The sequence below is a fragment of the Micromonospora sicca genome (genome assembly GCF_003172935.1).
GTDB lineage: Bacteria > Actinomycetota > Actinomycetes > Mycobacteriales > Micromonosporaceae > Micromonospora > Micromonospora sicca.
Window position 1 is genome coordinate 1 of record NZ_QGKS01000072.1, and the last position, 14998, is coordinate 14998.

At 75.8% G+C, this 14998-nt stretch carries 9 protein-coding genes and 1 pseudogene; 3 read left to right on the top strand and 7 right to left on the bottom strand.

From position 1 onward, the window contains the following. A pseudogene (locus tag DKT69_RS02010) lies at positions 1-343 on the bottom strand (hypothetical protein); the annotation flags it as partial. Positions 344-496: 153 nt separating this feature from the next. Between DKT69_RS02010 and DKT69_RS02015 the strand changes: the two are divergent. The 3 genes from DKT69_RS02015 (at position 497) to DKT69_RS02025 (ending at position 3447) form a co-directional block, all read left to right on the top strand. After that, positions 497-1435 (top strand): diacylglycerol/lipid kinase family protein, encoded by a 939-nt coding sequence (locus DKT69_RS02015; protein ID WP_109799906.1) that lies wholly within the window; start codon positions 497-499, stop codon positions 1433-1435. A gap of 83 nt (positions 1436-1518) precedes the next feature. Continuing rightward, positions 1519-2292, top strand: coding sequence for a nucleotidyltransferase (locus DKT69_RS02020; protein WP_109799900.1), 774 nt, complete (start codon positions 1519-1521; stop codon positions 2290-2292). A gap of 54 nt (positions 2293-2346) precedes the next feature. Continuing rightward, complete coding sequence (locus tag DKT69_RS02025; RefSeq protein ID WP_236647283.1) at positions 2347-3447, top strand: glycoside hydrolase family 18 protein; 1101 nt, start codon at positions 2347-2349, stop codon at positions 3445-3447. Between the two features lie 5 nt (positions 3448-3452). Here the strand turns inward: DKT69_RS02025 and DKT69_RS02030 are convergent, their stop codons facing one another. The 6 genes from DKT69_RS02030 to DKT69_RS38105 all read right to left on the bottom strand — a co-directional run. After that, positions 3453-4964 (bottom strand): hypothetical protein, encoded by a 1512-nt coding sequence (locus tag DKT69_RS02030; RefSeq protein ID WP_146230963.1) that lies wholly within the window; start codon positions 4962-4964, stop codon positions 3453-3455. Between the two features lie 17 nt (positions 4965-4981). Then, complete coding sequence (locus tag DKT69_RS02035; protein WP_109799902.1) at positions 4982-5839, bottom strand: peptidoglycan-binding domain-containing protein; 858 nt, start codon at positions 5837-5839, stop codon at positions 4982-4984. Positions 5840-6307: 468 nt separating this feature from the next. After that, positions 6308-7924: a hypothetical protein gene (locus tag DKT69_RS02040; RefSeq protein WP_146230964.1), complete on the bottom strand. Its 1617-nt coding sequence runs from the start codon at positions 7922-7924 to the stop codon at positions 6308-6310. Beyond that, the gene (locus DKT69_RS38100; RefSeq protein WP_161557753.1) at positions 7921-9720 is read right to left on the bottom strand and encodes a hypothetical protein; all 1800 of its coding nucleotides are present in this window, start codon (positions 9718-9720) and stop codon (positions 7921-7923) included. Before DKT69_RS38100 ends, DKT69_RS02040 begins: the two co-directional genes overlap by 4 nt. Before the next feature lie 38 nt (positions 9721-9758). Then, a complete protein-coding gene (locus tag DKT69_RS02050; protein ID WP_109799904.1) occupies positions 9759-11600 on the bottom strand; it encodes a hypothetical protein in 1842 nt (613 codons plus the stop codon). Beyond that, positions 11597-14998: hypothetical protein (locus tag DKT69_RS38105; protein WP_438361792.1), on the bottom strand; the 3402-nt coding region annotated here is incomplete at its 5' end. The genes DKT69_RS38105 and DKT69_RS02050, both read right to left, overlap by 4 nt.

Consider the following 14998-nt stretch of genomic DNA (forward strand, 5'->3'; position numbering starts at 1 on the left):
CGGTGCGCCGCGGCGGCGCACCGCGCGCGGTGCGTTCCGGTTGGGCCGGAGCGGGCCGGGTCGAGGCGGCCGGTGGTGGCGGGCCCGGGGACGCCCCGCCGGTCCCGGTCGACGGCACGGCGGCACCGGACGGGTCCGCCGGGGGCGTCGCCAGGACGGGGGACAGGAGATCCCGGAGGAGATCGTCGACCGCGCCGGTGACCGTGCCGGCGGGTGCCGGGTCGGCGGCGTACGCGGCGTCGCCGGCGACCGCGTCGGAGGCACACCAGGCGCCGGTCACCCCGGCGACCAGCAGGCCCAACCGCAGCGCGACCCGCGTCAGCCGCTCGCCGCGTCGAGTCATCCCCGGCACCTCTCCGAGCCCCGGTCAGCATCGGGGTCAACGCCCGTACTCTACCGAAGGCATTCGTCCGATCACAGTGTGCGGCTGATCAGGATCGGGCGCGTCGCGCTCGACCAGGAGTGGAATCGGGCCGCCCTGGGTACCTCGGCGGCCATGAGCACGAGCGCGGTCGACAGCCCCGCCACCGACCCGGCCGACGCCCGGTCGCTGGGCACCGTCGCGGTCGTCGCCCACCGGAAGAAGACCCTCGGCGGTGGCCTGGACGAGCTGCGCGCCAGCCTGGTCGCGGCCGGCGTCGGGCGGCTGCTGTGGTACGAGGTGCCGAAGAGCCGGAAGGCGCCGAAGCGGGTGCGCAAGGCGCTGAAGCAGGGCGCCGACCTGCTCCTCGTCTGGGGCGGCGACGGCATGGTGCAGCGCTGTGCCGACGCCCTGGCCGACACGGACGTGCCGATGGGCATCCTGCCCGCCGGCACGGCCAACCTCTTCGCCACCAACCTCGGCATCCCGGCCGACCTGCCGGAAGCGGTCCGGATCGCGCTGCACGGCCGGCGCCGCACGCTGGACCTCGGCCGGCTCAACGGCGAGCACTTCGCGGTGATGGCGGGCGCCGGCTTCGACGGGGAGCTGATCCGGGAGGCCGACCGCAAGCTCAAGGGCCGGCTCGGCCGGGCCGCGTACGTCTGGACCGGGCTGCGGCACGTCCGCGGCGAGTTGGTGCGCACCCGTATCCGGGTCGACGGCGCCGACTGGTTCGACGGCGACGCGAGCTGCGTGCTCTTCGGCAACGTCGGCACGATCACCGGTGGCATCCCGGCCTTCGACGACGCCCACCCCGACGACGGCGCGCTGGAGATCGGGGTCTCCACCGCCAGCGGCGCCGTCGACTGGGCCCGCACCCTGGGCCGGATGGCCGCCGGGCGCGCCGAGGACTCGCCGTTCGTGCGGATCACCCGCGGCCGCAAGGTCACCGTCCGCTTCGCCGCCCCGAAGACGTACGAGCTCGACGGCGGGGCCCGGACCACGGCGAAGCGGCTGAAGGTGAAGGTCGTGCCGGGCGCCCTGACGGTCTGCTGCCCGGACCGCCCGGCCTGAGCCGCCGCGTCCGGTCGGCGCTGTCGGCCGGGCCGCCGGGCCCCGACCGCGTCCCGCGTCCGCGGGCGGGCAGGATGGCCGGCATGGACGACAAGGTACGCGGCTATCTGGCCGAGCTGGTCGACCGGGCGCGGGGCGTCCTCGGCGACGATCTGGTCGGCGCGTACGCGGCCGGCTCGGTGGGCCTGGACGCGTACCAGCCGGGGCGCAGCGACGTGGACGTGGCGCTGGTGGTGGCGCGACCGCTCGGCGGGCCGACGAAGCGCACGCTGGTGGACCGGCTGCGGCACGAGGCCCTGCCCTGCCCGGCCCGCGGCCTGGAGCTGGTCGTCTACCGCCGCGAGGTGGCCGGCTCCGGCACCCCCGACCCCGGCTTCGAGGTGGAGCTGAACACCGGCGCGGGGATGCCGTTCCGGGCCACCTACGCCCCGTCCGACCGGCCCACCGCCGACGGGCGCTTCTGGTACGCCCTGGACCGCAGCATCCTGCACCAGTCCGGGCTGACCCTGCTCGGCCCGCCCGCCGCCGAGGTGTTCGGCGACCTCGCCCCGGGCGACCTGCGGCGGCTGCTGGCCGAGGCGCTGGCCTGGTGGTTGGCGCTGCCGACCCCGCCCGGCGACGGCCCGGCACCCGGCGCGGAGGACGCGGTGCTGGGTGCGTGCCGTTCGTTGGTGAAGGCCCGCGAGGGCGTCTGGCTGTCCAAGGCGGACGCCGGACGCCGGCTGCTGGACCGGGGGGAGGACGCCGACCTGATCGGACGGTCGATCGCCGCCCGCCGGGGCGGTCCGCCGCCCAGCGGGCCCGAGGCGCGGGCCTTCCAGCGACGCGTGCTGGCCGAGGTTGCCCCGACGCATTGACGTGGATCAGCATCGCACTGTAAACAAGGCGTACTGATCGATCGGGGAGGGCCCATGCGACGTTCGGTACTGCTGTCGACGCTCCTGCTCACGCTCGCCACGACCACGCCGGCCGCCGCCGCGCCGCCCCACCCAGCCCCGGCGGCGCTCGCCGCCACGCCGGTCCAGGTCTACGGCGCCTGGCACTGCGGCAACGACTACTGCACCTGGGGAACCGTCCGCGCCGTCACCGAGTTCGACAGCCAGAACCACTGGCTGGTCGACCGCGGCGACGGCCGGCCCTCGGTCAACCTGGTGGTGCTCAGCTTCGTCAACCCGCTCGCGCTGCTGCGCCAGACCACCGACGCCACCACCCTCGACGGCGTGCCGCGCGGCATGACCCCGGAGATCGTCAACTACTTCACCGCCCGCGGCGTGCGGGTGATGCTCTCCGTCGGCGGCATCACCTACACCGACGACTGGGACGCCGCGCTCGCCGAGAACGCCACCCTGCTCGGCCAGCGGGCCGCCGCGGTCGCCAGCCGGCTCGGCGTCGGCATCGAGATCGACTACGAGCAGAACACCGGCCCGAACCTCGCCGGCCTGCAGTCCTTCATCGACGCCTACCGGGCCGTCCACCCGTACGACGCCAGCGGCGCGCGGCCCGAGGCGCGGCTCACGATCGACGTGGCCGCCGGTGACCGGTGGCTGATCGACCTCAACCGGAAGGCGACCGGGGACTGGCTGCGTACCGACGTTCCGGTCCTCGACTACGCCAACGCCATGGTGTCCGCCCGGCCCGCTTCGGCCAGCACCTCCCAGGCGAGCTGGCAGGAGCACGTCGACGGCAAGCCGCAGTACAGCCCGCCCGTGCCCCCGCTGGCCCCGGCCAAGTTCACCGGCGGCGTCTACATCGCCTACGGCGGCAAGCCGCTGCCGGAGTGCGTCGACTACGCCACCTCGGTGCAGCGTGCCGCCGCGCCGTACGTGCAGACCGTCGCCCCGCACGGCGCGGGCGCCACCGCCGGCATGCTCGGGTTCATGTTCTGGGCGGCCGAACGCCCCTCGACGCGGGGCATCGGCACGGTGCCGCCGAACACCTGCGAGGGCGGGACCGGCGCCGGGGCGAGCGCGCTGTCCGTCCCGGTGCCGATGCCCGCCCTGCGCCAGAGCTGACCGGGTCAGTCCCGTACCCAGGTGAAGGTGACCCGGGCGCCGGCCGGCAGCCGGTCCAGGTCGTTCAGCTCCAGCACGCCGGTGACCGCGCCGAACAGCTTCGCCTTGCGCAGCCGGAGCTGCCCGTCGGGAAGCTGGTAACGGTACAGCCCGTTGGCGTCGCTGCGCTTGGCGTCCTGCACCGCGATGGTCCAGTCACCGTCCTTCGCGTGCAGGCCCAGCTCCTTGCGCCAGGTCAGGCCGGTGCCCAGGTTCAGCACGAACTCCACCTCGTCCGCCGGCTTCGCCCCGGCCTCGATCCGGTAGTCGACCGCGTCGTGGTCGCGGGTGATCAGCTGCCCCGCCGACCGCTCCGACCAGGTCGGCAGGTGGGAGGCGGGCATCGGGGCACCCTTCGGCAGGGCGGCCAGCGCGTCGTCCGGCACCACCCCGACCCGGTCCCAGCGCAGCCCGAGCGCGGTGAAGGTGACCGGATCCGGCACGTGCCGCAGCACCCCGTCGACCACCAGGTAGACCGGATCCCGGTGCTCCTCGCGCAGCACCGTGCCGTCCACCGGCACCGGGCGCAGCGCCCGCAGCGAGTCGCGCGGCAGCACCCGGACGTCGGACCAGCTGAACCCGAGGCGGACCAGGGTGTCCGGATCGGGGATGTGGAAGCCGTGCCCGCCGTAGGTGACGTACACCTCCGGGCGGTCGATCTCCCGGAGCAGGACGTGGTCCCCGGGCACGTCGGCGACGTACCCCGTCGACCCGTCCGGCAGCTCCACCACCTCGTTCCAGCGCAGCCCGAGCCGGTCGAACTCCGGCGGGCTGGTCACCCAGAACTTCGCCCCGCCGTGCACCACGTAGATGCGGGCGTCGGAGCGGTCGCTGAGCAGCTTCCCGTCGGCGAGATACCAGGGCAGCCGCGGCGCGTACCGCTCCACGAAGAAGCCACGCCACTCGTCGCCGTTGCTCTCCCGCACCGCCCGGTCCGCCGGGTCGTACGCGGTCTTGAACTCCAGCGTGTGCTCCCGGCCCGGGTACCGGTTGTCCCAGATGAACACCCGGGTCCGCGCGTCGTCCTGCTCGTAGCCGTACGCCACCACCTGGTGGTCGTTGCCGAACGCGCCCGGGTCGCGGGACTGCACCAGGCCGAGCGGCTGCGGCAACCCCTGGTCGAGGAGCTGCTTGAGCTGCGGGAGCTGCTCCTCCCGGGTCATCCGGGCCACGCCGATCCCGTTGAGCGTGGTCGGGTGGTCCGGCGTCCGCATGAACTGGAAGTACATCGGCCAGTTGTCGACGATGCTGGTGATCAGCCGGTCGTAGACGTAGTCGGCGACGGGGTTGCCGTCCGGCGGCAGGGCGCTGGCGCCGGGGACCGGCAGCCGGTGGTGCCAGTGGTCCAGCGCCGCGAAGGCCATCCCGCCGCAGCGGCCCCTGGTGTCGGTGATCGGCAAGCCGGCGATCTTGATGTGGTTGACGAAGGCGTTGCGGAAGGCGAAGCCGTCCCGGGACGGCCGAAAGGACACCCTCATGAGAACTCTCCCGTACCTCAGTAGGTGACCCGGACGCCCATCTGCGTCCAGGTGAGCCGGCCGACGACGCCGTCGTCGGTGAGGCCGCGCATCCGCTGGTACCAGCGGACGCCCGCCTCGGTGAGCTCGTCGAACTCGGTGCCCGGCGGGCCGCAGCGGCGCGCGCCGACGAACCGCTTGACGAACGCCACGTCCGCGCCGCTGCTGCCCCGCCGGACGGTCCGGCAGCCCGGCACCTGGCCGGTGGGCGGCGCCGGAGGCTTGGTGGCCTGCCGCAGCGCGGCGAGGGTGGCCGGGCCGACGACCGCGTCGGCCGCCAGCGCCCGGGACTTCTGGAACGCCCGTACCCAGGCGGCGGTGCGGGGGCCGAAGTCCCCGTCGACGGTGAGGCGCGCGCCGAGCCGGTTGGCCAGGGTCTGCAGCTCCCGCACGTCGCTGCCCCGGCAGCGGTCCCGCAGCACCCGGTCGCCCAGCCGGGTGGCCGGTGACGCGGCGATGCCCCACGGCCGCTGGCTGTCCTCCAGCGAACGCTGGTGGCTGACGCTGACGTGCAGGTGCTTGTTGTGCGGGTTGGCGCCGCTGTAGCGGGCGGCCGTGAAGCCGCGGGTGCGGCTCCAGATCACCCGGTTGTAGATGACGTACTGGCAGGACGGGTGGCCGATGCAGTGCCGGACCACGAGCAGCGGGTCGATGCCGTCGACGTCCACGTCGATCGCGTTGACCGAGCGGTCGTCGCCGTCCGGGTTGTGGTCCGACCGGCGGGCCTGGTGGTCGGCGTCGCCGATCCAGCCGTCCGAGCTGCGGTCCCGGTGCGGCCACCGGGTGTTGATCTCCTCGCGCAGCACCCGCAGGGTGGGTGCCAGGTGCACGCTCACGTCACTGCTCCTCGTCCGTGGAAAGGTCGTACTCGACCGCGTCTCCGATGAGGGCCTCCGGGTCGTCGTCCTCCTCGAAGACGGTCACCTGGTAGTCACTGTCGACGCTGGCGGTGTCCATCACCGTCGCCTCCGGTCTCTGCTCGGGCCGGCGCCTCGCGGCGGCGTCCGCGCCGGCGTGCCGCGTCCTCGCGCCTGGCGGCGGTACGCGGCGGGGTACCTGCGTCCACTGTCGAAACCGCAGCTCACGGCGGCAAGGGATGAGTCGGCTATCGGCGGCGCGGCGACCCGACCGGCCGCCGCGCGCCGCCGATCGAGAAGCCCGTTCGCCGACCGGCGGGATCGCCCGGCGGATCGGTGGACCTCGGGCGTTCCACCGGCCGGCGATCCGCCCGGCTGATCGGACGATCAGCCCACCGGTTCGGGTCGGCCGGTCAGCCCGGCAGGCCGGTCAGCCCGGCAGGCCGGTCAGCCCGGCAGGCCGGTCAGCGCGTCCCGCAGGGCCGCCGTCAGGTCCGCCCGGGACAGCCCGGCGGGGTCCGGGGGCAGCGCCGCGATCACCCGCGCCGCGACCGCGTCGGCGAGGGCGTCCAGGTCGACCGCCCCGCCGGACCCGTTCGTCGGCGCGGCCATGACCTCGGCGTCCGCGCGCTGCGCCGGCAGCAGCGCCCGTACGGCCGCCGGGTCGGCGCTCTGCTTGGCGACGACCTCGCCGATCGCGCGGACCGTGACCACCAGTTCGTTGAGCACCCCGAGGGTGGACATGCCGCGCGGGATGCCGCCGCCGATGTACTGCCACGGCAGGGCCCGCAGCTGCCTGGCCACCGCCGGGTCGTTCAGCAGTGCGAGAAGCTGTTTCGCGTCCATCCCGCTCTCCTCCGTCAGTCCCCAGGGCCGCGGGTCCCGCTCCGCCGCCTCGGCCGGCCGGATGCCCAGGTGCAGCCGTCCCGCCCCGGGATCGGTGCCGGCGTACGCCCGCCGGGTCCAGCCGTCGTCGGCCCGGGCGGCCGTGCCCGCGTGGATCCACAGCGCGGCGGCGGGGTGGCGTTGGAACGCGGTGAGGAGCACGTCCGTGTCGACCCCGGTGACGTTCACGTCGATCGCGTCGACGCTGCCGCGGGTGTTGGGCCGGTGGTCGACGTGGTGGGTGGCGTCGACGACCGTCCGGTCGGCGCCCGGCCAGCGCCGGGCGATCTCGCCGCGCAGCGTCTCCAGCGCCGGGGCGAGCCGGCGGGGCGCGGTGGCCTCCTGCGCGATCAGCTCCCGCAGCGCCTGCTGCTCCACCGTCCGGTCGGTGAGGTCGCCCTCGTCGCGGTGGTAGTGCGACCACACCTGGCACCCGTTCGCCTTCGCCCAGGCGTGCATCCGCCGGTACCAGTCCGCGCAGCGGCTGCCGTCGGGATCCAGGTCCGCCGGAAAGTCGCCGGCCCGGGTGATCCGTGGATGGTTGATCTCGGCGATGCCCCACGGCCTGCCCGCCGCGGCGGAGAGCTCCACCATGATCGCCAGAGCGGCGGCCGGGTCCTCGTAGCCGGCCGGGCGGAACGGATTGCGGGCCTTCGGGTCGTAGGGGTACCAGTCGGCGAGGACCAGGTCGACCGCGTCCGACTCGTGCTCCGGCCACCAGGTACGCCAGTCGTTGACCCGCCGCCCGGCGGCGTCGACCCGGCGTACCCACTGCAGGGTCCAGCAGACCGCGAGCCGCAACCGGCCGTCGTGCCGGGCGGGGTGGTCGCCGACCTGGCTCCGGGTGCGGGTCCAGGACCGGCGGAAGGCCGCCGGGGTGGGGTCGCCGCCGGCCTGCTGCTCCGGCTCGTGGTGCGGGACCAGGATGAGCCGCCCGGTCCGCCCGGTCGCCTGCCAGGCGGCCACGAACGCGGCGGCGTCCACCTCCGGGTCCTTGTGGGAGACGATCACGTCGGCGTCCGCCGGCACCTGCGCCAGCCGCTGCCGCTGGTCGCTCCAGGCGGTCGGGGGCAGCCCGTCGCCCGGTCCGAAGAAGATCCGTACGCAGCTCGTCCGCGGGTACGTGGCGAGCATGCCGGGCACCGGTCGGGTACCCGGGCACCAACCGGTGGGCATCATGCCGGAACCTCCACGGCCAGCGGTTCCAGGTCGGCGCGGACGGCCTTGACCTCCCAGTAGAAGGCGTGCGAGGCCGGGGAACCGTCCACCGTGCGGACCCGGAACGCCCCGTCCCGGACCCGGCCCGCGGCCAGCGCGGACACCGGCTCGTCGTCGTCGAAGACCGGGGTGAGCTGGACGGTGCGCCCGTCCTGCCGGGTCAGCGCCTCGAAGTACGCGGGCAGCTCGACCGTCGCGGCGCCGCCCTCGAGGCGCCCCTCGCCCCGGTAGTAGACGCCGTTCTCCGGTCCCTCCAGCGCGGCGTGGATGAGCTGCCGGCGCTCGGTGGCGTCCGGGGCGTCCAGCGGGTGGTCGATGGCGAACTGCTTCGACTTGCCCTTGATCACGCCGCTGCCGGCGTTCAGGCTGATGGTGTAGCCACTGGACTCGCTGGCGCCGAGGTAGATGGCGCCCGAGGCGAACAGGTCGAAGGTGCTGATGCCGCCGCCGCTCCAGGAGGCCAGGGGGGGCGTCGCCGGGCCGACCACCATCTTGCCGGTCACCCTCATGTCGCCACCGAACGAGCTTCGGTTCTCCACGAAGAGGCTGCCGCTGTCCGCGCCGGCGACGCCGCCGAAGCCGACGTACACGCCGGCGGCGTTGAGCAGGTGCAGCCGCTCCGGGCCGCCGATGTGCAGCCGGGTGCCGCCGTTGATCCAGCTCCAGTTCGGCAGCGTCAGGTGCCCGGCCACCGACATGTTGCCCTGCACGCTCAGGTCGCCGTTGCCGGTGGCGTCCTTGACCACCGTCACCCCGCCGGTGGCCCGGACGGAGTAGGCGCCCTCCGCGGTCAGCGACAGCCCGCCGCGTCCGCGCAGGCTCGCCGCCCGCAGCTCCTTCACCGCCAGGTCGGCGTACGGCTTGCTGCCCTCGGTGTAGCCCAGCGCCGGGCCGTCGGCGCTGCGGTCGATCAGCTCGAATCCCCGGCCGGCGCGGAAGGACAGCTGCGCGTGCTGCACGCCCGGTCCCCAGAAGCCGAGCGCGGTGACCACCTGCCCGGCGGTCACCGCCGCGCCCTCCATGCTGCCCAGGTGCAGCATGCCGCCCCCGATGCGCAGCCGGTCCGCGCCGTACTGGGTGAACGCGATGAGGTCGTCGGGGTCGTTGTTGTTGGCGATCCGCAGGATCGTGTTCTCCCCGCCGTACGGCCAGTACCGGATGTACGCCTCGTCGCCGGAGCCGCCGCCCGGGTCGGTGGGGAAGGTGATGCCGGCCTGCGGACCGGCGCCGACGGCCGGCACGATCGCGCCGACCGGCACCCGCAGCCCGGCGACCTGCCGCCCGGTGGGCTGCACCGTCACCGTGCCGCCGGCCCGGGTCACCTTGCCCAGCACCACCGCGTGCGCGGGGTCGGTGGGCGGGGTGGCGCTGACCTTGACCAGGCCCTCCTCGGTCCACCGGGTCTCCGCGGCCAGCCCGCCCTCGTCGCGCGGGTCGGACAGGTACTCGTGGTACTCCACCCAGACGACGAACGTGCCGTCCCCGGGCAGCGTGGTCCGCCGGCTCTCCGGCAGCACGACGACCAGGCCGTCGCCGTCGATCGCCACGCCCTGCCCGACCGTCACGTCGCTGCCGGTCGGGGTCAGCTCCAGGCCGCTCACCACACCCGTCGGGCGCAGCAGCCGGGCGGCCAGGTTCTGCCGGGCCAGCAGATAGTCCAGCGCCTGGGTCAGGTCGTCGGCGCGCAGGTACTCGTAGTCGTAGTACCGGGGCCGCGCCATCGGCAACGGCAGGTTCCTCTTCCAGGTGATCGTCATCAGGGTCTCCGCTGATCGTGTCGGGCGCGGGTGGATGGTCAGCGCGGTTGGACGGTGTCGTAGCGCAGGCCGCTGGAGAGCTCGCCCGCGCCGACCTGCCGGCTGCGGCCGAGCCAGAGGTGCACCGAGCCGTCGGCCCAGCGGGCGAGCTGCCACCGGCGCAGCACCCGGCTCCCGGCCCGCGGCACCTCCTCCTCGGGGAAGGCCAGCTCCACCAGCCGCCCGTCCCGTTCCCGCCAGTCGAGCAGCCGGCTGTGCCCGGTCACCGCGACCGGCTCCCCGTCGCGGGACGGCTGCTGCAACGGCACCCGGCGCAGCCGCACCACGTCCGGCCGGTCCTCCGTCGGCCCGGGCAGCAGCGGCACCCAGTTCTCCGGGACCGTGGTGGCGAACGCGTACGACAGGTCGGGTACGTCGGCGTCGGTGGGGACCGGCGGGCGGTCCGGCACCGCCGCCCGGCCGACCTGGGCGTTCCGGTCGATGGGGCGGCCGGTCGCGCCGGTCACGGTGCGCTCCACCGCCCAGGCCAGGTTGGCCGTCTCGTCGCGGCCGAGGCGGACCTCCTCCACCGGGGCCGAGTCCAGGGTGACGGCGGCGGTGGCCGGCAGCACCAGCACGTCGGCCCGGCCGCCGACGACCGCGCCGGCGGGCCGGAACAGGGCGGTGCTCTCCGCCGCGGCCGGCACCACCGTCTGTACGCCGAACGTGTCGGTGACGATCAGCGAGCGGATCCGGGTGGCCGAGCCGACCGGCAGCTCCAACGGCACCAGGAAGTGATCGTTGGCGTAGACCAGGCCGTACTCGACCAGGAACATCCGGGCCAGGTCGCCGACACCGGCCCCGATGCCCGCCAGGTTGACCCGGGAGTCCTCCAGCTCCCAGAACCGGGTGGACGGCATGCCGGCGTACGCGACCGGGGTGGGCAGCAGCACCTTCACCACGTCCTCGAACCCCGCCCGGGCCTCCAGCGTGCTGCCCGGCTCGTGGTCGAAGTGGTACCAGTCCAGCCGGTCACCGTCGTACTCGTGGGCGGTGAGCACCAGCTCGTCCTCGCCGTCGTGCGCGCCGACGGCGAAGTCGTGCTCCATCCGCTCCCGCCGCCACGCCGACCCCTCCAGGCCGGGGGTGCTGAACAGCGGGGTGAAGTCGGCCGGCGGCCACGGCGGCGCGGCGGGCCGGGACGCGCCGGGCGCCAGCACCGCCGGCAGTTGCAGGAGGTAGCCCGGCGGTGGGCCGGCCGGCCGGGGCGGGACGCCCAGCCAGGTCAGCCACTCGGTGATCGCCCCGTTGACCGCGGTCAGCAGGGCCGCGGGCACCTGCGCCTCGGTGACGAACCGGCCCTCCGCGCAGGCGCGCAGCGCCAGGTCCCCGTGCGGCACCCGGCCGGCGGCGATGCGCAGGTAGCCGACGGTCTCCGGGTCGGCCGCCGAGGCGGCGTCCGGCGGGGTGGCCGGCACCGGGTACCGGTCGCACAGCCGCGGGGCCAGCTCACCGGCCCCGGCCGCGGCGAGCAGCCGCAGCAGCTGCTGGCCGCTCTCCACGGCGAAGCGCAGGTCACCAGCCGTGGCCGCCGGTTCGCGTTCCACCACCGCCTCCCACGGCACGCCGGTGGGCAGCCGCACCGCCCCGGCGTACGGGCCGGGCTGGTAGCGGGTGAACCGGGCCGCCCGCGCGTGCACCCGGGCGCTCACCGGCGAGCCGGCGTCCTCCCCGGTGAACTCGCCGAGCTGCCACTGCCGGGCCAGCAGCCACAGCGGGTCGGCGACCCGGGCGTCCACCGCCGGCGCGAGGTTGGCCCGACGGGTCCGCGGCTCCAGCCGGGTCCAGGTGGTGACCGACGGGGTGTCGGTGGCGGTCAGTTTCTCTTCGACGGTGGTCACAGCCCCTCCTTGCCGCCCTGCGGCGTCAGCGTCGCGTCCGGCACGAAGTCCGTGGTGGTGGTGCTCTCGTTGACGTTGGTCGGGAAGTAGAGGGCGGGCAGGAACTGCCCGGCGGCGCCGACGGAGTCGACGTCGACGGCCCGGGCCACGGCCAGGTCCAGCGCCTCCTCCAGCACCTGGGCGAGGCTGCCGGGTTGCCAGCTCGCCGCCCCCTCCGGCGCGAGACCCAGCAGCACCGCCTGCGGCGCGGCGGCGCCCGGGGCGTCGTACTCGAAGGTGAGACCGGTCTGCGCCCGCCCGGCGGGCACCACCTCGGTCCACTCGTCCACCACCACGCCCTGCACCGGGCGGGTCGGGTCGATCCCGCCGGGTGCGACGACCACCAGCGACAGCGGCTCGGTGCCGGCGCTCGGCGGCGCCTCGCCGACCCAGCGGTCGCCCGGGGCGTACGGCAGCTGTGCCACCCGGACGGTGGGGGGCAGCTGCACCACACCCCCGGCCCCCAGCGCGTCGGCGCTGGTCAGCACCTCCTGCAACCGGCCGACGGCGGGGCGGACCCGGCCGTAGCGGGACAGCCACCGGCGTACCGGATGGGGTGAGCCGCCCTGCAGCGCGTCGCTGGCGGCCAGCGCGGTGGCCAGCTGCGCCGGCTGCGGCGCGGTGGCCCGCGGGAACACCGGCATGTCCGGGCCGAGCAGCGCCCGGATCCGGGCGATCTGTGCCTCCCGCCGCCGCGCGGGCGGCGCCGCGGGCCGGTCGAAATCGGTGGCCGGGTCGCACCGGCACGCCCCGGGCGGGCACGGCGTCCGGTCCTGGAGCTCGGCGATCACCCGGCAGTGCGCGACGAGCCGGCGGTCCAGTTCGCCCCGCGCGATGGCGGCGGTGTCGGCGACCGCCCGCGGGCCGTCGGGACGTGGGGGTGGCGGGACGGCCCCGACGACGCCCAGGCCGGCGGCGGCGTCGAGGAGTTGCCGGGCGACGTCCTCGTCCCAGCCGGCGGCGTCGGGCTCGGGCAGCGCGGCCAGCGCGGTGCGCGTTTGCCGGGTCGTCTGCCAGGTCTCGTCGGCCTGCGCCTTGGCGCTCTCGTCGACCTGCGGCGGTACGTCCGGGTCGGGGCCGAGGTCGGCGGCGACCACCGGGCGGGACCGGCCGTACAGGTCGCGCAGCACGTTCACCGCGTGCAGGAACTCGGCGAGGCTGATCCGCTCGGCCGGCCAGCCCGGGTCCCGGTCGTAGTCCAGCTGCAGCGTCCAGTCCGGACCGACACCGGCCGGGCGCAGCGGTCCCCAGGCGTCCAGGGCGATCCGCCGGTCCAACTCGGCGTCGTCCGGGCGGCCGGGGTGCGGCGGCGCGGCCAGCAGGTCGATCGCCGCGCTCTGCATCCGGTCCAGGCTCGCCGGCTGCCACGGCGTGGCGGTGACCCCGTCCGGGGCGTGCCAGCGCAGCCGCCAGAACACCCGCCAGGACGGCGGCAGCAGCACCGCGGTGAGGGCGTCCGCGGCGGCCCCGGCGATGCGCGGGTGGTGGCCGCGGGCGGCCGGCCAGTCCTGGCGCAGCCGGGCGAACCGGTCGTCGACGTTCACCACCAGCAGCACCCGGTGGGTGACCGTCGCTCCGGTGACCGGGGTGCGGGTGACGTGCAGCTCCGGCGGGTTGGTGGCCGCGCCGGAGGCGGCGTCGACGGCCGCCGCCGCCCGGTTCAGGTCGCCCAGCGCCAGCTGGTGCACGCTCTCGGCGAGCAGCGTGTCGGCCACCGCGTCGGTGGCCTCGGCCAGGTCGGCGAGCACCTGCCCGACGGCGGCGCGGGCGGTCGCCGGCAGGGCGGCGAGCCGGGCGTCGAGCGCACCGGCCCGATGCAGCCGGTGCAGCTCCAGGCCGTCCACCCCGGCCGTCGACTCGACGGTGGCGGTGACCGTGGCGGTGCCGTCCTCGCGCGGGTCGACCCGGTGCGCGCGGACCGGGGCCAGCCCACGGAACAGCGGCAGGTGCTGATCCCACGGGCCGGCCGGGTGGTCGTGCAGGCCGCGCTCGAAGCGGTAACCGAGCAGCGCGCCGAGGCTCTGCCCGGCCCGGACCCCGTCGAGCAGTTGCTCGGCGAGGCGGACCCGGCGGGAGGAGAGCTCGACGGCGAGGGCGTCGTCGCCGCCGTGCGACCGCCAGGCGCTGCGCAGCACCGCCGCGGTGACCGCCTGGGCCGGTGAGGGCGCGTGCACGTGGCCCGCCTCGGCCGGGGCGACCGGGAGCTTGGGCGGGGCCACCTCCGGCGGCACGTCGGCGGGCCGGTCCACCAGCTGGGGAGGCGTCGCGGGCTTGAGGTCGACCAGCCAGCCGTACCCGCCCACGTGGACACCGGCCGGCGGACCGGCGGTGAGCTGGGCCAGCCGCCGGGTCGCCAGCGAGGTGATCCAGGCGTCCAGCCGGTGCGCGGCCAGCCCGAGCGTGCCGGCCACGTGCCGGTGCAGGTCCGCGGTGGACAGTCCGGCGTCCAGGGCGTCGCGCAGACCGGCCAGCGCGGCCCGGAACGCCCGCAGGTCTGCGGTGGCCCGGACCTGCCGGGGGTCGTCGCGGGCGCCGGTGAGCCAGCCGCCGACCGTCTCGGTGCTGCCCGGGACGGGTACGGCGAGCCGCCGGCGCAACACCCGGGTGACCTCGTGCGGCCGGATGTCGACCAGTTCCGGCTCGGGGATCTCCGTCGCCGCCGGCAGGGCCGCCTCGGCGGCGAACGCGTCCGCGGCGGCCGAGTGCTCGGCGATCAGGGCGGCCCGCAGCAGCCGGTGGAACAGCGGCACCGGCCCGTCGCCGGGGCTGACCGGCACCGCGTCGCCGCGCAGTCCGACGGCGGCCAGGGCGTGCAGGTACGCCTGCACCCGGTCGGCCCGGGGCTCGCCCGGCCCGTCCAGCAGCGGCGTGCCCAGCGCGTACGCCTGCTTGGCGAAGACCGCCAGGGACAGCCGGGGATCGGTCGGGCCGCCCAGGCCGAGCGCGGTGAGCAGGTCCCGGGCCGGCTCGACCACCTGCTCCCGCCAGTCCGGCCCGAGGCCCAGCCGGGCGAAGCGCCACAGCCAGCTCACGTACTCGTTGCCGAGCATGCTCCGGGCCCGTACCTCCAGCACCCGGGCGTCGGTGGCCAGGATCTCCAGCAGGGTGCCCTCCGGGTCGGCCAGCCCGGGGACGATCCGCGGCACGGGCGACGGGAGCCAGACCCCCCGCCACAGGTTGTGCAGCAGCGTCACCGCCTTCGCCTCGCCCGGCCCGGCGGGGTGCCAGTCGCGCAGGCTGGCCACCGGCAGCAGCCCGTACGGCTGGCGGCCCACCCGCAGCGTGGGCAGCGGCCCCTCCGCGTGCACGTGGGCGACGAAGTGGTCCCGCACCGCGGCCCGCTCGGCCGGGGCTGTCTC